24 protein-coding genes, 1 tRNA gene and 1 other annotated feature are annotated in these 20,919 nt (G+C 38.9%); of the genes, 1 reads left to right on the forward strand and 24 read right to left on the reverse strand.

All coding sequences use genetic code 11. From position 1 onward, the window contains the following. Window positions 1–9: 9 nt before the first annotated feature. The 19 genes from AB3I00_RS07115 to rplU form a co-directional block, all read right to left on the reverse strand. Window positions 10–459 carry an arginine repressor gene (locus tag AB3I00_RS07115; protein WP_002291879.1) on the reverse strand — a complete coding sequence of 150 codons (450 nt, stop codon included), beginning with the start codon at window positions 457–459 and terminating at the stop codon, window positions 10–12. Window positions 460–565: 106 nt separating this feature from the next. After that, entirely contained in the window at window positions 566–1,384 is an 819-nt protein-coding gene (locus AB3I00_RS07120; protein WP_368024994.1) for a TlyA family RNA methyltransferase, read from the reverse strand. Between the two features lie 8 nt (window positions 1,385–1,392). Further along, the gene (locus AB3I00_RS07125; protein WP_024636550.1) at window positions 1,393–2,283 is read right to left on the reverse strand and encodes a polyprenyl synthetase family protein; all 891 of its coding nucleotides are present in this window, start codon (window positions 2,281–2,283) and stop codon (window positions 1,393–1,395) included. 1 nt (window position 2,284) lies between these two features. Beyond that, window positions 2,285–2,509, reverse strand: coding sequence for an exodeoxyribonuclease VII small subunit (locus AB3I00_RS07130; RefSeq protein WP_002286657.1), 225 nt, complete (start codon window positions 2,507–2,509; stop codon window positions 2,285–2,287). Window positions 2,510–2,513: 4 nt separating this feature from the next. After that, window positions 2,514–3,851 carry an exodeoxyribonuclease VII large subunit gene (xseA, locus tag AB3I00_RS07135; RefSeq protein WP_368024995.1) on the reverse strand — a complete coding sequence of 446 codons (1,338 nt, stop codon included), beginning with the start codon at window positions 3,849–3,851 and terminating at the stop codon, window positions 2,514–2,516. Beyond that, complete coding sequence (locus tag AB3I00_RS07140; protein ID WP_368024996.1) at window positions 3,852–4,706, reverse strand: bifunctional methylenetetrahydrofolate dehydrogenase/methenyltetrahydrofolate cyclohydrolase; 855 nt, start codon at window positions 4,704–4,706, stop codon at window positions 3,852–3,854. It lies immediately after the preceding gene. 96 nt (window positions 4,707–4,802) lie between these two features. Then, window positions 4,803–5,252 carry a transcription antitermination factor NusB gene (gene nusB, locus AB3I00_RS07145; protein ID WP_002286662.1) on the reverse strand — a complete coding sequence of 150 codons (450 nt, stop codon included), beginning with the start codon at window positions 5,250–5,252 and terminating at the stop codon, window positions 4,803–4,805. Next, on the reverse strand, window positions 5,245–5,670 hold the full coding sequence (locus AB3I00_RS07150; RefSeq protein WP_002291889.1) for an Asp23/Gls24 family envelope stress response protein: 426 nt from the start codon (window positions 5,668–5,670) through the stop codon (window positions 5,245–5,247). Before AB3I00_RS07150 ends, nusB begins: the two co-directional genes overlap by 8 nt. A 246-nt stretch (window positions 5,671–5,916) precedes the next feature. Beyond that, a complete protein-coding gene (locus tag AB3I00_RS07155) occupies window positions 5,917–6,981 on the reverse strand; it encodes a Xaa-Pro peptidase family protein (RefSeq protein ID WP_002315415.1) in 1,065 nt (354 codons plus the stop codon). A 172-nt stretch (window positions 6,982–7,153) separates the two neighbouring features. Then, a complete protein-coding gene (locus AB3I00_RS07160) occupies window positions 7,154–7,399 on the reverse strand; it encodes a GlsB/YeaQ/YmgE family stress response membrane protein (protein ID WP_002291892.1) in 246 nt (81 codons plus the stop codon). A gap of 137 nt (window positions 7,400–7,536) precedes the next feature. Beyond that, entirely contained in the window at window positions 7,537–7,911 is a 375-nt protein-coding gene (locus AB3I00_RS07165; RefSeq protein WP_002286668.1) for a DUF956 family protein, read from the reverse strand. An 82-nt stretch (window positions 7,912–7,993) separates the two neighbouring features. Next, a complete protein-coding gene (locus tag AB3I00_RS07170; protein WP_002310262.1) occupies window positions 7,994–8,908 on the reverse strand; it encodes a PTS system mannose/fructose/sorbose family transporter subunit IID in 915 nt (304 codons plus the stop codon). 20 nt (window positions 8,909–8,928) lie between these two features. Further along, on the reverse strand, window positions 8,929–9,732 hold the full coding sequence (locus AB3I00_RS07175; protein ID WP_002310261.1) for a PTS mannose/fructose/sorbose transporter subunit IIC: 804 nt from the start codon (window positions 9,730–9,732) through the stop codon (window positions 8,929–8,931). Between the two features lie 32 nt (window positions 9,733–9,764). Further along, on the reverse strand, window positions 9,765–10,754 hold the full coding sequence (locus AB3I00_RS07180; protein ID WP_002289456.1) for a mannose/fructose/sorbose PTS transporter subunit IIB: 990 nt from the start codon (window positions 10,752–10,754) through the stop codon (window positions 9,765–9,767). Window positions 10,755–10,856: 102 nt separating this feature from the next. Next, on the reverse strand, window positions 10,857–11,348 hold the full coding sequence (locus AB3I00_RS07185) for a mannose/fructose/sorbose PTS transporter subunit IIB (RefSeq protein ID WP_002289455.1): 492 nt from the start codon (window positions 11,346–11,348) through the stop codon (window positions 10,857–10,859). 190 nt (window positions 11,349–11,538) lie between these two features. Beyond that, a complete protein-coding gene (locus AB3I00_RS07190; RefSeq protein ID WP_368025012.1) occupies window positions 11,539–14,346 on the reverse strand; it encodes a sigma 54-interacting transcriptional regulator in 2,808 nt (935 codons plus the stop codon). Between the two features lie 434 nt (window positions 14,347–14,780). Next, entirely contained in the window at window positions 14,781–15,074 is a 294-nt protein-coding gene (rpmA, locus tag AB3I00_RS07195) for a 50S ribosomal protein L27 (protein WP_002289452.1), read from the reverse strand. 12 nt (window positions 15,075–15,086) lie between these two features. Further along, window positions 15,087–15,431 (reverse strand): ribosomal-processing cysteine protease Prp, encoded by a 345-nt coding sequence (locus AB3I00_RS07200; RefSeq protein WP_002289451.1) that lies wholly within the window; start codon window positions 15,429–15,431, stop codon window positions 15,087–15,089. 27 nt (window positions 15,432–15,458) lie between these two features. Continuing rightward, window positions 15,459–15,767 carry a 50S ribosomal protein L21 gene (rplU, locus tag AB3I00_RS07205; protein ID WP_002289450.1) on the reverse strand — a complete coding sequence of 103 codons (309 nt, stop codon included), beginning with the start codon at window positions 15,765–15,767 and terminating at the stop codon, window positions 15,459–15,461. A 19-nt stretch (window positions 15,768–15,786) separates the two neighbouring features. Continuing rightward, window positions 15,787–15,863, reverse strand: a sequence feature (ribosomal protein L21 leader region). A 189-nt stretch (window positions 15,864–16,052) separates the two neighbouring features. Between rplU and AB3I00_RS07210 the strand changes: the two genes are divergently transcribed. Beyond that, on the forward strand, window positions 16,053–16,694 hold the full coding sequence (locus AB3I00_RS07210) for a uracil-DNA glycosylase (protein ID WP_368024997.1): 642 nt from the start codon (window positions 16,053–16,055) through the stop codon (window positions 16,692–16,694). A 61-nt stretch (window positions 16,695–16,755) separates the two neighbouring features. On the opposite strand, the gene AB3I00_RS07215 is transcribed toward AB3I00_RS07210, so the two are convergent. The 5 genes from AB3I00_RS07215 to AB3I00_RS07235 form a co-directional block, all read right to left on the reverse strand. After that, entirely contained in the window at window positions 16,756–18,387 is a 1,632-nt protein-coding gene (locus AB3I00_RS07215) for a SulP family inorganic anion transporter (RefSeq protein ID WP_002292367.1), read from the reverse strand. 120 nt (window positions 18,388–18,507) lie between these two features. Next, a complete protein-coding gene (locus tag AB3I00_RS07220; RefSeq protein ID WP_002329013.1) occupies window positions 18,508–18,867 on the reverse strand; it encodes a DUF1304 domain-containing protein in 360 nt (119 codons plus the stop codon). Window positions 18,868–19,023: 156 nt separating this feature from the next. Continuing rightward, a tRNA-Arg gene (locus tag AB3I00_RS07225) sits at window positions 19,024–19,097 on the reverse strand. A 313-nt stretch (window positions 19,098–19,410) separates the two neighbouring features. Further along, complete coding sequence (locus AB3I00_RS07230; RefSeq protein WP_002292364.1) at window positions 19,411–20,094, reverse strand: O-methyltransferase; 684 nt, start codon at window positions 20,092–20,094, stop codon at window positions 19,411–19,413. A gap of 127 nt (window positions 20,095–20,221) precedes the next feature. Continuing rightward, window positions 20,222–20,740, reverse strand: coding sequence for a signal peptidase I (locus tag AB3I00_RS07235; protein WP_002292363.1), 519 nt, complete (start codon window positions 20,738–20,740; stop codon window positions 20,222–20,224). Between the last annotated feature and the right edge of the window lie 179 nt (window positions 20,741–20,919).

The following is a 20,919-nucleotide window of genomic DNA, read 5'->3' on the forward strand; positions in this document are numbered from 1 at the left end:
CTCCTCAACTTAAAGGTAATGCAGGAAGTCTTTCTTTAGTAAAACTGCCTGGTCTTCAGTTCGTGTAATCATCAAAACATTATCGTCATCATTGATAATCGAAAATAATTCTTTCTTGTAGCGCTTATCGATCAAATTCGCTGCTGCCGAAGCATTCCCCGGCAAAGTTTTCAAAGTAACAAATTTTTCCATTTGGTCAACTGCTACGAAAGCGTCTTTTAACAGTTTTTCCAATTTAGTATTTACATCTTCATTTGTTTCAGCTGGTATACTATAACGGTAGCCGCCATCTGAGGCCGGTACCTTAATCAGTTTTAGTTCCTTTATATCTCTGGAAATCGTAGCTTGAGTAACAGATATTCCTTTGCTTTTCAGGATTTCAACAAATTCTTCCTGCTTTCGGATATCTTGCTCACTCAACAATCGAGTAATCAAACGATGCCGATCTTTTTTTCTCATTACGTCTTCGCTCCTTAGCTTATTCTTCTTAACCAATGATAGCTTATTTCCTTGGTATAATAAAGAAGAATCCGCATACTTCTCACTTGATTTTCACAGTTACAATTTATTTATGGTCAAACTGTTCGTGTGCGTTTGAAACCACTTCTGCCATATTAATAGCTGGATTGATCGTGCCGCTTTCAGGTACCTTCCTCAAGTGAGCCAAGAACTCGATATTTCCTTCTCCCCCCGTGATTGGAGAATAACTTACTTCCAGCACATCATATCCACCTTGTGCCGCAAATGACAAAATGTCTTCTAAAACTTTTTGATGGGTCTGTGCGTCACGAACAATTCCGTTTTTCCCTACAGATTCTCTGCCTGCTTCGAATTGGGGTTTGATTAAGGCAATCACTTCTCCCTCTTCTTTTAAAATAGCATGTAATGGAGGCAGCATCAGTTTTAGTGAAATAAAAGAAACATCGATGACAGCAACTTCTGGAATCCCTAAGGTAAAGTCTTCGGGTTTTGCATAACGAAAATTCACTCTTTCCATTACGACGACTCTAGGATCTTGTCTGATTTTCCAAGCTAGCTGATTGTAACCGACATCTAAAGCATAACTCATTTTAGCGCCATTTTGCAAAGCTGCATCAGTAAATCCGCCAGTGGAAGCACCGATATCTAACAATGTTTTTCCTTCAACAGATAGATCAAATGCTTTGAGCGCTTTTTCTAATTTTAATCCACCCCGAGAAACATAAGGAAGTTTTTTACCTTTGACTCTTAATTCACTACTTACTGGAATTTTTTCTCCCGGTTTATCAAACCGCTCGTTTTTTTCGTTGTAAATCAAACCAGCCATAACTGAACGTTTGGCTTGTTCTCTTGTTTCAAATAATCCTTGTTTGACCGCTAATACATCTACGCGTTCTTTTTCCATTCTTTCCCTCATTTCTCCACATCAAATTGCTTGATCATCTGGCGCATCAGCCCGCCATCAAAAGAAAAAACGTCCTCATCTAATTTGTCTATGATCTTATTAGCGGACAACAACTCAATCTCCAACGCCTCATGTGTCTTTTCTAGTCCTAATAAACGCGGGTAAGTGTTTTTTTCCATACGTTCATCTTTGCCAGCTGTTTTCCCTAACGTTTTCGTTGTACCAATCACATCAAGTAGATCATCTCTTATCTGGAAAGCCAAACCTAAATGTTCGGCTAATCGTTGAAGTAGCAATAAGATTTCTTCAGGTTGCTTCGCTAATATACCTCCAGCTAGCAAGGCATAACGAATCAAACGTCCTGTCTTTCTTTCATGAATAAATGCTAATTCCTCTAATGAAAGCTTTTTTGATTCTCCTTCGATATCTGCAGCTTGTCCAGCCACCATACCTTGTGATCCCGCACAAACAGCTAATTGCTGAAGCAACAGAAGCTTAGGAGAATGACCCAAGTGTGCCATACTGATCAGCTGGAATGCGCCTGTCAGTAAACCATCTCCAGCCAATATAGCTAACGCTTCGCCGAATACTTTGTGATTGGTAGGTTTTCCCCTTCGAAGATCATCATTGTCCATCGCAGGCAAATCATCGTGGATCAAGGAATACGTATGCACCATTTCTAAAGCAGCTGCTACTTGATAGACGGGAACATCGATAGGCTCATCAAAGGAAGCAACGGCCGCTAAAAGTAATAAGGGACGGATTCTTTTTCCACCTGCTTTCACTGAATAAGTCATCGCATCACAGAGTGCTCTATCCGTCGTATGTTCATCTAAAAAAGACAAGATTTCTTTTTCTACAGCAGGTAGATGAATAGCTGAAAAGTCAGTTAATCTCATCTCAGCTTTCCTCGTTTCCGTCAAAATCAACTTCTTCATTTGATTCTGTCATCATTTTCGTCAAAGTTTCTTCTGCTTTAGCTAAGGTATCTTGGCAATGTTTGCTTAATTCCATTCCTCGTTTAAACGAATCTAGAGCTGATTCTAATGGAACGTCTCCTTGTTCTAGCTGCATGACGATTTTTTCTAATTCTTGCAGTGACTCTTCAAAAGTTGGATTTTCCATATTCTTATTCTCCTTTATCTATCTCTTGTACTTGTCCTTTAACGATTCCATCTTGATAATGGATTGTCAGCAAATCCCCTTGATGAATCTCGGAGACACTTTTTACTACTTGATCATTTAACGTCGTATAGCTGTAGCCTCTTCCCATGATTTTCAATGGACTCAACAAATCAAGAGATTGAACAGCTTGAGCAAAACGCTGCTGCTGTTGTTTCATATATTGTTGGATTTTCTCTTCTAAACGTTTTTCTAGATAAGCAGTTTCTTGGCGGGCTGCTTTGACTCGATAAAGCGGAGCCACTTGTTCCAATTGGTGGCTTAACGCGATCGTTTGCTTTTCTTTTGCATGATAAATCTGCTGTGTAGCTTGATATAATCGCTGTTTCAATTGATCTAATTTGATGGTCTGTCCTTCATACAATCTTTCAGGCTGCCGAAAGACATAGGAACGTCGAGCACGCTCGAACCGTTCTTGTTTGCGCTGGATCTGGCGTACAAACGCCTGCTGCAATCTAGCTTGCCGTTCTTGAATGCGCATCAACTCTTCTGACAAAACAGGAACAGCTAATTCTGCAGCTGCTGTTGGAGTAGCAGCCCGAACATCTGCTACTAAATCAGCGATCGTAGTATCTGTTTCATGTCCCACAGATGAGATCACCGGCGTATCGGCTTGATAAATCGCTCGGGCAACCCGTTCTTCATTAAACGGCCACAAATCCTCAATCGATCCGCCCCCACGACCAATGATCATTGTATCAAAATCGCCCATCTCTTCTACTCGTCGGATATTTTTGACAACATTGTCCGCTGCTTGATTCCCTTGTACAACGGTTGGGAACAAAACCAATTGGACAATTGGATACCTTCTTTTCACCGTCGTGATGATATCGCGTATAACCGCTCCGCTTGGACTGGTAAGAATCGCGATTCGCTTTGGGAAACGCGGCAACATTTTTTTAGGACCTTGAAAAAGGCCTTCCTTCATCAGCTTTTCTTTTCGTTCTTCCAATTCTTGATATAAAGCACCTATTCCATCAGGCTCCATGTGCTCTACATAGATTTGATACGAACCTCCCGCTTCATAGAGTGAAATACGCCCAACAACAAGGACTTTCATTCCTTCTTTTGGCTGGAATCGTAATTTTTGGAATGCACCTTTGAACATAATAGCAGATATTTTTGCATGATCATCTTTTAAGCTGAAATATTGATGGGCATTGGCGCGTAAACGGAAATTCGATATTTCACCGGTTAAATATACCCGTTCTAAATAAGGATCGGCATCAAATTTACGTTTCAAATACCTCGTTAATGTAGTGACAGTTAAATATTCTTGTGCCATTTATTCACCTGCTCCAAAAGCTTCGGCAGATTTTACGGTTTGATACATCAGCATTGTGATAGTCATTGGCCCTACACCCTTTGGCACAGGAGTGATCCAGCCTGCAATAGGCTCCACTTCATCAAATTTCACATCACCGATCAGCTTACCGTTAGCATCACGGTTCATCCCTACATCGATCACTACAGCACCTGGTTTTACGAATTCTTTTGTGACAAAATGTCCACGTCCTATCGCTACGACTAAGATATCTGCTTCTTGTGCCAGTTCAGCCAGATTTTCGGTTTTAGAATGAGCAACAGTAACAGTTGCATCTACCATCAAGAGCAGCTGAGCCATCGGTTTGCCGACGATATTGCTTCGTCCGATAACTACTGCTCGTTTACCCGCCGGATCGATAGAATAAGCTTCAAACATTTTCATGATGCCATATGGCGTACAAGGAATCTTGTCCGGTTTACCCGCAAGGAGTCTGCCTAAATTCATTGGATGAAAACCGTCTACGTCTTTTTCAGGACGGATAGCTAACAGGATCTTTTCTTCATCTATATGCTTTGGCAATGGTAATTGGACCAATATACCATGAAATCTAGGATCTTGATTGTATTTTTCGATTTCTGCAAGTAGTTCGTTTTCAGAAATCGTCTCAGGATAACGCTCTACTGATGAATGGATTCCGATTTCTTTTGCTACGCGTTCTTTATTTCTTACATAGATTTGACTGGCTGGATTTTCCCCTACCAATAAAACAACTAATCCGGGATGGATACCATTATCTTTCAATTTTTGGATTTTTTCAGCAATGTCTGCCTGCATTTTTTCAGCTAATTCTTTTCCGTTAATCAATTCTGCCATCTAACCACTCCCAGATATTTTTTGTGTTTTCATTCTACCATAGAATTTTCCCGATTTATAACAGGTTTATGATGATTCACAGAAAAAAGCTAGGACTTACGCCCCAGCTTCTAATTCTTTTAATACATTGGATAAAACACCGTTGACGAATTTACGCGAACGGTCATCACTAAATGTTTTTGCCAACTCAATTGCTTCATTTAAAGCAACAGCCGCTGGTACATCTGTCACATAAGTCATTTCAAAAATCGCGATACGCAAGATCACCAAATCCATTTTTGAGATCCGATTGATATGCCAATTGTTTTTCAAATGTTTTTCGATCACTTTATCCAATTCATCTTTTTTTGCACAGACACCGCCAACTAGCGTATCAAGATAAACAGGAACAAACTCTGATTCATCTTCATTGATCATGTCGCGGTGGTCTAATTCGATTGCGTTGAAAATCGCATCTTCTTTTGTTAGGTCTGCATTGAAGTCTAACGGAAATAAAGCCTGCAATGCCATCTCCCGAATCTCGTGTCTTGATAATTCTTTATTCATTCTCTTCCTCTTCGTCTTCAAAAAGTTCTTCGATTGTTGGTTGTTCTAATTTTTCAGGAACAACAGCTACTACATGGATATTGACTTCAGCTAGATCGATATCTGTCATGAAAAGGACTTGCTGGCTAACCCGTTCTTGCATTTCCATTGCAACTTTAGGAACTGAAACACCATATTCCAGGTAGCAGTAAAGATCTACTTTCAAGCCATCTTCCTCATTTGCCAAGTAAACACCTTTTCCGTGAGCTGCTCGTCCTAATAATTCAGTGACATTGCTGGCAAAAGTTCCGCGCATTCCATATACGCCTTCTACTTTAGAAGCAGCAATCCCGATGATTACTTCGATGACTTCAGGAGCAATCACGATCTCTCCCAAATCTTGGTTTGCGTTTAAAATCAAATTTTTTTCATCTGCCATTTATTTATTCCTCCCTTTGCCTAAGCACGAGATACATCCGAATTCTCTATGATGCGGCTATAATGATCATTTGGTAAAAAAACTGCCGCCGATCAGCTGCAAATTGCTATGAATTGGAGAAAATATCCAACTTTATTATCTCTTACAGCTTAAAAGTTCTTCTATAGTGTATCATTAAATCAAGCGATTTTCTATAACAAAGTCTGTGAACACTGATTTTTACGCTTACTTCTTTTATGGACGAGACTATAAGATGATCAATTCTTTTGGTGAACGAGTCAATACACGATTGCCATCTTCTGTGATCAGCAAATCGTCCTCAATACGTACCCCACCGATTCCTGGTAAGTAGATCCCTGGCTCGTCAGTAATTACATTTCCTGGTACAAATTGCTTTTCCGCACGAGAAGAAACATTCGGTCCTTCGTGGATCTCCAGACCGATCCCATGTCCTGTAGAATGTCCAAATGCTTCACCGTAACCATGTTTTGAAATATAATCTCTAGCAACTGCGTCTAATTGTACACCAGTCATTCCTGGTTTCGCAGCATCAATAACCGCTAATTGCGCATCTAGAACTACTTGATATATTTCTTTTAATTTTTCTCCAGGATCACCAATAGCGAATGTACGTGTCATATCAGAAACATACCCTTCGTAATAGCAGCCAAAATCCAACGTGATCAAGTCACCTTGTTCGATGAGTTTCTTGCTTGCTACACCATGCGGCATAGCCGAACGCAATCCGCTAGCAACGATCGTATCAAAAGAAACACCTGAAGCGCCAAGAGAACGCATATAAAAGTCTAGTTGATTTGCGACTTCAATCTCAGTCATGCCCGGTTGGATCATTTTCAGGATGTGATCATAAGCCATATCCGCAATATTACATGCTTTTTCGATAATGGCGATTTCTTCTTCATCTTTCACTTCTCTAAGTTCTTCAATCATCTGTGAAACAGGTACTAATTCCGCATCGATGATTTCTTCTAAAACCGAATATTCTAAAAATGAGACTGTTGTTTCCTCAAAAGCTAATGAGTGCAGTTCTTCTTTGCGTACTAAGTTTGCTACCTCATCAAAAATAGGTCCGACATTTTTAATAATTTCAAACCCTTGAGCCTGCGCTGCCGCCTGCTCGGTATAACGAAAATCAGTAATAAAAAATGCTTTTTCCAAAGTAATAACAGCTAATCCTGTCGTACCTGTAAAGTTCGTTAAGTAACGAAGATTGTACGGACTGGTAACCAAAAATGAATCCAAATTTTCTTCTTGCATTTTTTTGCGCAATTTTTCTACACGTAGCATCATAATGAAACTCCCTCTTTCTTTGCACGCTTTTTTCTATTATAGCAAACTTTTCTTCGTACACGACAGTTAAATAAAAATTTCCGGAAAACTTCTTTTTCTTTTAAAGAAAGAAAGCCAAAAAGGAGTCACAGTCTCGCTGCAACTCCTTTTAGTTTACTATTTTGTAAAAAACTTATGACCGTTTTCCAAAGAAAAACGAGACAACTGCTACCAAAATCACTGCGCCTAAAATAGATGGAATAAGTGCCATACCTGCAGCTTTTGGTCCCCATTCGCCGAAAATCGCTTGTCCAATACTTGAACCAACTAATCCAGCAATGATATTCGTGATACAGCCCATCGAATTTCCTTTGCTGGTGATTGCACCTGCAATCGCTCCGATCACAGCTCCAACAATCAATGTCCATAACCAACTCATAATATAACCTCCTTCTTTGCTAATCAATTTTAGCATAAGGGATTTAAAGGGGACAAATAATTGGTTCTGCTATTTCATATTTTCTTCTGCAAAGCAAAAAATAAAGAAAACCTCCCCTTAGAAGTTTTCTTTATTTTTTATTTGCGTTTAAACATGCTACGGATACCACGTTTCACTACATCAAAGAAACTCAATGACTGTACCATTCTATCTTCATCTACATATTCTCTGATCGCACGAAGTACTTTTTTAGGTTCTTTGGAAGAAAATGTGTATGTACCATTTTTTTTCGTTTGAATGGCATATCGAGGAATCCATTTTCCTTTTAGCATGACCGATGCTAGTACATAATCCACTTCTTCCCATGGAATTTGGATATATTTGCGTCTATCTCGCGCATGGTAAAATTCAAAGCCATTATCGCCTATCATGATTTGTCCGTAATCTGTCAGCCCCGTAAATGAAGTAGCGTCAATTACTAAGTCTACTTTTGTATTGATTGATTGAACCATTTTCTCCCTCCAAATATCTGTTTATTCACAGTATACTATATAAAAAAAGCTCGGGACAACGCCCGAGCTATATTTTTATGGATTATAAAAGTCCGATGACGTGTCCTACAACACCGACTACGAATAAGCCAAGGATAATAACGATTGGAGAAACTTTTTTCTTAAGCAACCACATACAGAACAATGTTAATCCTAATGCAGCTAAACCAGGAATCAATTGGTCTAAGTTGTCTTGTAACGTTGTTACCTTTTCAGGAGAAAGGGCTAAGCCATTATTAACTTGTTCAAATGCACTCTTGATTCCTTCACCACCTGAAGGTAATTTATCCCATTCGATGTAAGCACCTTTATCTAATTTTACAGTTGATACAACTGGTAAGAATTTGATTGATACCCATCTTTGTACCAAGGCAGCTAATACGAACATCCCTAAAATAGAAGCACCTTTTGTTACGTCTTGTAATAATCCGCCAGAAAGGTCATCCGTAATTTTAGAACCAGCTCTGTAGCCGAATTCTTGTGTATACCACATGAATGCCCAACGAATAATGTTCCAACCTAAGAAGAAGATGATTGGTCCAAGGATATTTCCTCCCATAGCTAATGAAGCACCTAGTGCACCTAGCATTGGACGTACTGTAAACCAGAACACTGGGTCACCAACACCAGCTAAAGGACCCATCATACCTACTTTAACCCCTTGAATCGCTACATCATCAACAGGTGCGCCATTCGCACGTTCTTCTTCCAGTGCCAATGTAACCCCTAAAATTGGAGAAGCAATGTATGGGTGTGTATTAAAGAATTCCAAGTGACGTTTCAATGCTGCAGAACGTTCTTCTTTTGTTTTGTATAATTTTTTGATTGCTGGAATCATAGAAAATGCCCAGCCACCGTTTTGCATACGTTCGTAGTTCCATGAACCTTGAATGAAGGTAGAGCGCCATGCAACAGCTAAACGATCTTTTTTTGATAATTTGATTTTTTCTTCTGCCATTTTATTTTCCTCCTTCAAGATTAATAGTCATTCAAAATGTCGCCTAAAGGGTCACCAGAGTTGCTTCCGCCTCCATTATTTGATGAACCACCCATTTTAGAAAGGTTCAAGTAAATAAGAGCTAATGCAACACCTAAAGCACCTAGAGCAATCAATGTTAATTGAGAAATTGCAGCTACAACGAAACCGATAATGAAGAATGGCCATACTTCTTTTGTAGCCATCATGTTGATTACCAAAGCGTAACCTACAGCTACGACCATTCCCCCACCGATAGCCATACCATCTGTTAACCATGCTGGCATTGATTCAAGGAATGATTGCACAGTTTGTGCTGGGATAAATAGCAATGCTGCTGCTGGGACCGCGATACGAACCCCTTGTAAACATACAGCAATGATGTGCCACATTTCAACCGTACGGATGTTTCCTTCTTCAGCAGCTGCATCCATCAAATGAACGATTGGAACAGCGATTGTACGTACGATCATTGTTAAAAACAACCCTGCAACAGCCAAAGGAACGGCAATCGCGATCGCAGAAGGAACACCTTTAACACCTTGTCCACCTAAAACTAAAATAATTGCTGATGCTACTGATGCTAATGCAGCATCTGGTGCTACAGCGGCACCGATATTTGCCCAACCTAAAGCGATCATTTGAAGCGTACCGCCAAGTACGATACCAGCTTCGAGGTTACCGGTAACTAAACCGATCAATGTACATGCCACTAGTGGTTGATGAAATTGAAATTCATCAAGAATACCTTCCATACCAGCTAGAAAGGCAACTAATACGACTAAAATTATTGAAATAATAGACATGATAAGCCTCCTATAAATTTTAATATTATTTATTACGCTTTTGCTAATTCAGCTTTTGCTTTTTTCAAAATGTCATCCATGTTATCGCGTGAATCATTAGGTACTTTACGTACATCGAATTTCACACCTTTTTGTTCAAGCTTCTCAAACGCTTCAACATCTTCTTGTCCCATAGACAATACTTTACTTACAACGACTTTACCAACCGAATGCGCCATTGACCCAACATTTAATTCTTTGATGTCCACGCCACCTTCAACAGCTGTCAATACGTCTTCAGGATTTTCAAATAAAAGCAATGCTTTGGTATTTCCAAAACGAGGGTCTTTTGCGACTTCGATCATTTTGCTAATAGGAATAACATTTGCTTTTACACCTGGAGGAGCAGCTTGTTCGATTAGTCTCTTACGCAGATCATCCTTTGATACTGCATCTGAAACAACGATAATACGGTTTGGTTGCACTGCTTTTGTCCAAGCTGTCGCAACTTGTCCATGTAACAGACGTGAGTCAACACGAGCTAATACATATTTGATTTTCCCGTCTCCGACCACAGTTCCTTCTGGAAGTGCTCCTTTAGGTTGTGCGTCTTCAACTGCTGCTTTCGGTGCTTCTGCCGGTTCTAATTCTTCCGGTTTCACTTTTACACCATCTTTTGCTGTTTCAATGATATGCGCTGCAATTTCATGAGCAGATTCCATTGAAAAGCGTGATGCATAGGCTTCAATCAACATTGGCAAATTCAAACCGCTGACGATTGCCCATTTATCTTTGTGCTCTTCGAATAATGTGTTTGATTGATTGAACGGTGTTCCGCCCCATAAATCAACTAAGAATAACACTTCGTCTTGATTATCAAAAGAAGCAACCGCTTCTTCCAATTTGGCTCTCAAGTCATCTGGACCTTCACTTGGTTTCAAAATCACGGCTTTGACGTTTTCTTGTTCGCCAAAGATCATTGAACCGGATTGTAAGATTCCTTCAGCAAATTGTCCATGACTTGCTAGGATAATCCCTACCATATTTATACCTCCTATTTACTTTTGTTGTAACAAATTCAAAAATATTAATAATTGCTAACCATTACAACAGAATTATTTGACCTTTTCCAACAACCATTTTTGTTACACCTTTTTGATTTTCGCTAGTAGTTCCATCAAAAGGATTTTCCTGTCAGCAGGTACTTTTCGAATCTCTAACTCCACTTCTTGACTGTTCAAGTAACGAAAGGAATCAATATCTTGTTGATTTACTGAAACAAAATTGGTAATCATTGATTTGCCTTCAGTAAAACTCATACCGCCGATATTCAACGACTTCAACTGTACACCGCAGCGGACAACCGCTTCAACATCTTGGGGATTGGTGAATAAAAGCATCACTTTTGCTCGTGATAATAGTCCACTATGATAGATTTGAATCATTTTCTGCACGGTTATTACATTTGCTGTGATTCCCGGCGGTGCAGCTTCTTTTAATAGAAACTTTCTCAATTTATCTTGAGCAACTACATCGCTGATCACAATGATACGTTCAACACCTGTTTGCTTCGACCAAACTGTTGCGACTTGCCCGTGGATTAAACGATCATCTATACGTGCCAATCGAATATCCATCTGCAAAACTCCTTCTTCCTCACTACTTCACAGAAACCCCTATCATTTCTGTGTGAACAACCACCTCCTAGCACACACTACTATAAGCAAAAAGCGTGCCAACTTTTTTGCGATACACTAATTGAATTTAAAGGATTCTTAACCAATACACAAAAACGATACACTATAAAAGTGTATCGTTTTTGTGTATTTAAGGCATAGTGTATTCTTTTTTATCTAGCTGATTATGCACTAGACGTAGCAGATAATACATTTCTTCTATTGGCACTTTTACTTTTATCTTATCTTCTAGCAGGACAACCGAGGCTGTTAATTGATTATAAAGAGGATCACTCGTTGTGTTCGTCAATTCGTTTTCTTCCACCGTCAACGTTTCATTTCGAATAATCCGTTCGATCATTCCTGCTGTGTGCATCACCAAGTTGATCTTAAAGCCATATTCTTCATCGCCAATTCCCATCGTCTGAGAGATTTGTGTAGAAAATTGCCACATTGGATCGATTAGTTTACTACCATTGATAAAGATGAAGTTCTCAGAGATAAACTCAACACATGTTTTTTTAGCTGTCTCTTCATCTAGCGAGACGAATTCAGTTTCTTCCATTTCTGATTCCATAAGTAACTGATCCAAAATGACTTCGATATTTTGATCAATGAAGCGCTCTAAAGGAATAAATGGTGCTTGGATATTCAAATCAGTAATCCCAGTAGTTGCTATGATCTGATATTCTTTTTGGATAACTGGCAATTCTTCTTTCACTTCCACAATCGACAAAGCTAGAACTTCTAATTCTGTTTCTTGACGCTTATTTACCGCTCGTTCGATCAATTCTTTGATTCTTTGCGCTGTACCTTCGCCAGATGCACAAATGGCCAAAACAGCTTTTTTCTTATGGATAGGTTTTGTTTCCTGGACAGGTTCTACAGAAGATATTTCTGCGTAACCTCGAAAATTCTTCAATGATTCATGCAACATATCTAAATCTGTCCCTAATACAGAGACCTTTCGTACGGTTTCCAAAACTAGAGAAGTCGTTACCATGTCAACGGTACGTACAGGTATCCCAGTGTCTCGCTGAATTTGCGAATTAAATGAGGCGAGGGACCCCATATCCACTAATAGTATGACCCCGCTTCCTTCATCTACTTCTTGTACATTGCGTTCAATTCGGTCTAAAGCTGTTTTCGGATCCATATCCAACGGCATGTCTACTGCTCGTACGTTCTCTGCATCTAACAACTGTTGGACAACCTGAACCATACTGCTTGCTGTACTGTTTCCATGAGCCGCAACGACTACACCGATTCTGCCGCTTGCTTGGTTCGCCCGTAACGAGACGAGTAGAACAGTCAAGTAGTAGTCTTCACTTTCTGGAATATCCACTTGAAAATACGTTTCTATATAACTACGCACTTCTTTCGCAACAGCATATTCATCTGGAAAATCAAATGCCATCTCACGGATATTATCATTCGTATGCCGTTCTTCTCCTAAATTGATTTTTTTCAAAAACGAACTGATATGCAAGCTCATAGCATAAATAAAGTTTTGCTGAAACTCATACGGTAAAGATCTTTTGACCATTACATAAATCTGATTGGTCACTTCTATGATTTTTGGATCTACAAATTCTGCTAATTTGCTATCTGCATTAAAAGAAAACCCATGGTCTTTGTAAAAAGACTTCAGATGGATGTTGATATCTGTAGAAATAAAGTGATTGATTGCTTCTTGGTCCAACCCATCCGACTTCAGCAAAGCTGCTTTATCTCCGATAATATCATATAGATTATAAGGTAATTCATAGGAGTCTGATTGGATTTTCATGATCGTATCGTTTGGTGCTACAGTTATCTTTGGCTCCAATATTTTAGAAAGCTCTGCCATTGCACTGCGGTTGCTTGCTAATTGAATCAATCCGCTACGAATCCCTTCTGTCAAATCATCAATCGTAATCGATATTTCGGGAGATTGCATATGATTTAGAAATCCTCGTGCGCATACTAACTGGATATTCGACTTCAATTGACCTATATTCCCATAAGTCACACTGCCAATCAGTGCTTTTGCTACATCTTCTGTCAAAGAGATCTTTCGTTGTGTGCGGTTCGCTTCGTGGGCAATCATAATTTTTACTAAATCGACTTTCTCATTTGCAGGACGTTTTTCAAAAGCCGGAAGTTTGATATTAATTGGGATACGCCGAACAAAAGTTTCCAATAGCGAAGAGCCTGGATCTTCTGTGGTCGCACCTACGATTCGTACATTTGCTTCATGAGATTTCGTTGTTTCTCCAAGTCGACTGTAAGTCCCGTGATCCATAAAGTAAAAGATCATTTCTTGACCTTCTGGAGGCAATCGGTGAATTTCATCCAGAAATAGCATACCACCATCCGCTTGATCGATAATTCCCATTTTTTCTTCATCTGCACCTGTAAAGGCTCCTTTTGCATACCCAAATAAATGGCTCATCAAAAGCTCAGGGTTATTCGCGTAATCAGCACAATTGAAAACAATCAGTTCCGTTTCCTCATCTATTACATGATGTGCTTTGGCAAAATGATACATCGCGTGCGCAAAATAAGTCTTTCCTGATCCGGTAGGTCCTGTAATCAAGCAATTTAATCCTCTTGGCGGATACAAGATCGCAGCTTTTGCCTGTTCCACTGAGTTTTTCATGCTACCATTAGCTCCAATGATTTTTGCAAAGATATCCTTAGTATCTATCTGGAGCGTGTTTTTTTCTTCAGAGATCGGCGTTTCTTTGTAACTGACCACATGTTTTGCAGCTGGCTTTACGTGCGTAGCGAGTGTTTGATATATGTAACGTACTGGTCGTCCATCTGTCTTTATCAATTTTCCTTCGCGCACTAGCTGATTCAGATCCTTACTGCTATTCGTTCGTTGGATTCCTAACACTTCAGCAATTTCTTGTGTCGTTACTCCTTGGTCATATTCTGCCTTTGTTAAATGAGCGGTTTTTTCTTTGACATACATATAAATTCGGTCCATGCGTTTTGCCAATGGTATCGCTCCTTTTCTATAGACTGTTGTTCTTAGGCTTCAAAACATAATACTATGTATTTATTTCCGTTTCGTCAACTATTTACCTGATTTTGTTTTGTTGACAACAAGCGAAGGGACAAGCGTAATGAAGATAAAAGAACACAAAATATCAATTCCATTTTTATATCGGAAACAAGAAAAAGAACACTATTTATCCTACAATGATGCTGCTGATAGCAAACAATATCGCTTTCATTAATAAAAACAATCGTTATCAAAACATTCTGATTACAAGATGGCAAAAAAATATCAAGCGTAAAAAGACATGGTAACCTTCGCATCCTTCATTACAACTTTTATTTTTATAAACAAAGAAGAGGCTGTGACAAAAGTCTTGTCACAACCTCTTTAATCGCAAGATTCAATTAAGCTTCTTGAGCTACTGGATAAACAGACACTTGTTTTTTGTTACGGCCTTTACGTTCGAAACGTACTACGCCATCAACTTTTGCAAATAAAGTGTCGTCTCCACCGATACCCACGTTTACACCTGGATAGATTTTTGTACCGCGTTGACGGTAAAGAATTGATCCACCTGTAACTGTTTGTCCATCAGCGCGTTTAGCACCTAGACGTTTTGATTCTGAGTCACGGCCGTTAGATGTAGAACCGCCACCTTTTTTGTGGGCAAATAATTGTAGATTCATAGATAACAACATGGTCTGCACCTCCTATTTATCATTGATTGTTTTAATTTGGATATATTCTGAGTTTTCAGCTTCTATTGATTGTAAACCTAATAAAAGATTTTCTAATAGAATCTCAGCAATATTGTTTTGTTCTTGTGTCATTCCTGAAGTGACTTCGGTATAAAGATAACCGCCTTCTTCTTCATTCATTTCAACAATCGGTTCAAAACCGGCTAATGAGGCAATCCCGTTGACAGTGCTGATCGCTAACGCAGAAACACCTGCACAAACGATATCACTTCCATAAGGACCAGCATCAGCATGCCCGGTCAAAGTGAATGAAACGATCTGACCTGCGTCATTTCGCTTAAATGTTCCTTTGATCATATATAGGCCTTCTTTCTCAAACGCTGATTAAGCGTTGATCGCGTCGATAACCACTTTTGTATATGGTTGACGATGACCTTGTTTGCGGTGTGAATGTTTTTTAGGTTTGTATTTGAAAGTAACGACTTTCTTTTGTTTGCCGTGTTTTTCAACAGTACCTTCAACAGTTGCACCTGCAACAGTTGGAGCGCCTACTTTTGTAGATTCGCCACCTACTAAGATAACTTCGTCAAAAACAACTTTTTCTCCTGCTTCAACGTCAAGTTTTTCAACATAGATTGCTTGTCCAACTTCAACTTTTACTTGTTTACCACCAGTTTTAATAATTGCGTACATGCTATAAAGCACCTCCTTCTGATATACTTAGACTCGCCATCCGAAGTGACAGCATCTGCTGTGCTTATTACTTGTTCTGAGCGGTTGTAGCTGTGGAGTCCACAATTACAACAGTACTAGCTTACCAGAACAGCCGCTGTTCGTCAACTAAATTTAAAGTCAAAAAATGAAATAAAGATTTAAACAATCGTTCTCCTGCTTTTCTTTCCCCTTCGTTTCTGCCAAATAAAATAGTCGCATTGCGTTTCTTTTCTTCTTATAATAAAAGAAAAAGGAGGAGCACAAATGGAATACCCAACAGAATTGATACAAGAGGCTTCTTTAAGGATGAACGGCTGTCCTGTAGAAGGGTTTGTCGCTGGGCAAGGACCTCTTCATCCTAAATTAATGCTTGTAGGAGAAGCCCCAGGGAAAACAGAGATTGATACACACATCCCTTTTAGCGGACAAGCTGGAAAAGAATTGATGCAGGCACTTTCTTCCACTGGTTTAACACGAGAAGAGGTTTATATCACCAGTGCTGTACGGAGTCGCCCGTATCGCGTGACTCATCGGATCAATAAACGGACACAACAGACAGAAACTGTTTATCCAAATCGTACACCTACTCGATCCGAAGTATTTGCACACGCACCGATACTGGATTACGAACTGATGGAAGTCCAGCCAAAATTAATTGCAACACTTGGAAATATTGGCCTGCAACGATTACTTGGTAAAGAATATACAGTTACCAAAAACCATGGTCAACTCTATACAGGTCCCGTCTTACAGCTAACAGAACAAAAAGATGCCTACGAATGGTCAGAAAAAAACTACCGTATCCTTCCACTTTTTCATCCAGCAGCTATTTTTTATAATCGTTCCCTTGTACCTGTTATCCATCAAGATTGGCAAGTACTAGCTTCACTTTTACAACAAGATTAAAAAGAACAGACAAGACGGTGTAATTTTTAGTTTACAGTCTTGTCTGTTCTTTTTCATTGTTTTAATGGCTCATTGCCGTATATTTCGCATGCAATGCTGTCAACGCATGAGCAACTGTTTGATGTTGATGTGTGGATGTATATTCCCATAGGTGAGAAAGCTGTTTTTCTACTTCTGGCTGCAAGGAAGTATAAATAATCGTTTGTCCTCTCTGTTCTGCTTTTTCTTGAAATTCATCAAAAACTGCACGTGCCGTCAAATCAATACTTGGTACCCCACGCATGGAGAAGATAACACCGTCGTGATGGTTTAGTTCTTCCAATTTATTTTTTAGTTTCTCTGAAGACATGAAAAATAGCGGACCGCTAATGTACACTACTGTCCAATTATTCAGCTTTTCCGTTTCTGGCAGCCCCATTCTTTGCCAATCGATTGTTTCTAATGAAATCGTGATAGCCGCACTTTTTACAACAAAAAATACACAACCGCCGATAATCCCAATTACAATAGCAATACTTAAATCAAAGATGACTGTACAAATCATTGTAAGAACAAACAATAGAATAGCTGACCAATATTTATGAACAAATAGCTCCTTAATCGTTCTCCATTCATTCATACGCCAAGCCGTCACGATCAAAACACCTGCAAGTGCCGGCATCGGAATCTGTGACATCACTGGCGCAAAAACAAGCATGGAAAGCAACAAGACAACTGCATGGATCATGCCAGCTAATCTGGTTTGTGCGCCAGATTTGATGGCCACACTTGTACGAGCAATGGCTGCAGTAGCAGGAATCCCGCCAAAAAAAGGAAGCAATAGATTTCCCACCCCTTGTGCCACTAATTCTTGGTTACTGTCTAATGATTTATTCGCCATTCGACCAGCAGAAGCACCACATAATAAGCTCTCAATCATCCCTAACAGAGCAATGCTAATGGCCGGAACGGCTACTTGTTGCAAGGCAGAAAAGCTAAAATCTCCCAAGCCCAAGCGATTACTGCTGATCAGTGTTTGTGGGATGTTACCAACAGTGGCTACTGGTAAATGACACAGTAGCGTAACTACTGTTGCTAAAATGATGGCCAACAGCGAACTAGGCATTCGTTTCGCCCATTTTTTCGGATAGATGAACATCCCTAAAATGACTAGTCCTCCCATAATCAAAGATGCTATGTTTATTGGAAAACCTAGTGTTTGATAACTACTTAGCTTTTCAATAACATTTGTACCTTCCGAATGAACACCAAACAAATTATCGATCTGACCTAATGCAATAATAATAGCAATACCTGAAGTAAATCCTGTGATTACTGGTGCTGGGATAAAAGAAGTTAGTGTTCCTAATCGGAAAAGTCCTGCTGCAAGTAAAAATAGACCTGCCAAAAAAGTAGCAAGCAACACACCTTGCATTCCCTTTGTTGCCGCAATGGACATTAGAATAGCTGCCATTGCGCCTGTCGGACCTGATATTTGATAAAAACCGCCTGATAAACCGCCAATAACGAGGCCGGCAATGATAGCCGTAATCAAACCTGCGGACGCATCGGCTCCGCTTGATACCCCAAAAGCCAAAGCTAAAGGCAATGCTACAGCAGCTACTGTGATTCCAGCCAAAAGATCTTTCTGAAATCTTGAAAGATCATAACCTAAAAATTCTTTTTTTAGTGATAAAACATAATTTTTGAACACCTATCTAACTCCTTTTCATGAAATTTTCTAAAATACCATTCATTAGAATAGCATATTTCATGAGAAAAAGTAATATTTTTCACAAAGTTTCCTGTCCAATAGATCCTTGTTTTTCTACATTTAGAAGAAAATAGAAAGCAAGGCCAACAGAGCTAACCCACCTTGTTTTAGTAAAATCCAGCGATCGCTAGTCAGACTTCCATACAATGCAACAATAAAAATTGATAGCAACAGCATACTTGTAATTTCTTTAGGTGCGGAAGAAAGGTAAGCTCCGTAAAGTAGTCCCACCCCTAATAGTCCATTGTATACTCCTTGATTCTTAAATAATGTTTGAACAGATTTTCTGCTTAATTCTTCTTTATTCATTTTAAAAACTCTGCTTGTCGTATCGGAATCAGTTCTTACTGTTTCGATGTACATGATATAAAAAAATTCGATGGCCACTAGAGTGACTAAAATTTTTGATAATATTGACATATTGGCTTCCTCTTTCTGATGGATTTTATTTTTACTTCCTATAATTGTACTAGATAAAGATGTTTTTTTTATTTTATTTGCCTTTAAAAACAAACAATATTGGCACAAAAAACAAAGAAAAACCGTTAGAAACTGAGGTTTCTAACGGTTTTTTAGCGTCACAGGAGGGATTCGAACCCCCGACCGTCCGCTTAGAAGGCGGATGCTCTATCCAGCTGAGCTACTATGACAGGAATCAGCGGAACATCAATAATTATAGATAATTAAATTGCTTCTGTCAATACGAAATAGTTATTTAATTAGCAAATAGCCAATTATTTTAATTCAACTACCAAATCAATCCTTTGAAAAGAAACATTCGCTTCCATCTATTCTAAGGTTATCAGTCGAAAACAGGAGTTGCATTGTCTTCATGCTTACTCCTGTTTATTTCAATCTATTTACTATTTCCTTCAGTTGTTTTACAAATACAGTCTCTTTCACATCAAATTTAGATGGATTCCTTGATATAATCAATCACTTACTGATTGTCATAATCATGTATCACCAATCGATTTCTTCTGCTTCTTTTGTCATTAAGATTACACCATCGCCTAATGGTAAGATGGTCGATGTCAAATCAGGATGGTTCATCACGACACGAAGGAATTCATTTAATTTACGATGGATAGCTCGTTTGCCACGAGGAATCTCTTCATCAGGGAGCAAGATCGTCCCTCCTTGGAAAATATCATCTACCATCAAAACGCCACCTTTTCGTAACAAACGCAAACATTCAGGTAAAAATTCAATATATTTTGATTTTGCACTATCCATAAAAATAAAGTCATATGGACCAGACAATTCAGGCAAAATATCTGCGGCTTGCCCTTCAAGCAAGGTTACTTTATCTGTCAATCCTAGACGTTCATAGTTTTTTTTCGCTTTCTCGATCATGACATCGAAACGATCAATGGTCGTAACATGAGCATTTTCTCCGATTGTTGTCGCCATGACACTTGATGAAAAACCGATAGCTGCACCGATCTCTAAGATTCGTTCAGGCTGAATCTGTCCAAGTAAAAATTTCAAAAATACAACTGTTTCGTGGGGAATAACCGGTACTTCTGCTACATGAGCTTCTTCTTCCAATTTGCCTAGCTCACCCGGTAATTTTTTTTGCTGGGTACGCATAAAGTCCAATAGTTCTTCTTTGACTACAGGACGATGCATCATTTCATTGCGCATACTACTCCTCCTCTTTACACATTATACGAACAACTAGCTAAATCTACAAGCTGTATGAGTATTTTCCGTATCACTCGTTCAGAAGAGTAATGGTATCTCTTGAATATATTTGTCTTTTTCAACATTCTCACAAAAATTTCTGTGTTCGTCTCCGCTTCTTCTTCAACTCTACAAAAGTATTCCAAGCTGTGATTCCTGTTAAGCAAAAAGCAATCGTAAAGAATAACCCCTGGATCCATGCAAATGCTGTTTTGGAAAGGACCAGACCAATATATGGAATCTGGAAGATTGGACTACCGATAATATTTCTCTTTTTTACTACTCCAGGCTCGATATAAGTCCGTGTGTCAGCTTTTGTATAAAAGTCGTTGTAGTTGTTTTCAATGGCTATTACGCGACGTGTCGAGATTTTTTTACCTGAATTTTCATAATATGTAATAATATCTCCGACTAAAATCTCATCTGTATTTTTTGGTCGTACATATATCAGATTTCCTTGTGCATAATATGGGTTCATTTCTCTATCCTCAATAATATAAGGAGTCAATCCAAAAATTCGGGGAACCAAGACGACGAGAAGAATAAGTATTAAAAATATAATCAGCGTTACAGAACTAACAAAAGTTATTTTTTTGTAATCAGGCATCGTTTTCAACTCCTTTCTTTCTTCAATCCTTCTTAATCATATAATAACGATAAATTTTTTTCAAATTATAACTGTAAAAACACATTTTTATGACAACGACGTTTTTTGATTCTATTTCCTCATCTTTATCTCATTTTTTATTATAAATAATTGACGTTAGTAAAAAAAACGTTTACCCT

The sequence above is a fragment of the Enterococcus sp. C76 genome (assembly GCF_040886985.1).
GTDB lineage: Bacteria > Bacillota > Bacilli > Lactobacillales > Enterococcaceae > Enterococcus_B > Enterococcus_B lactis.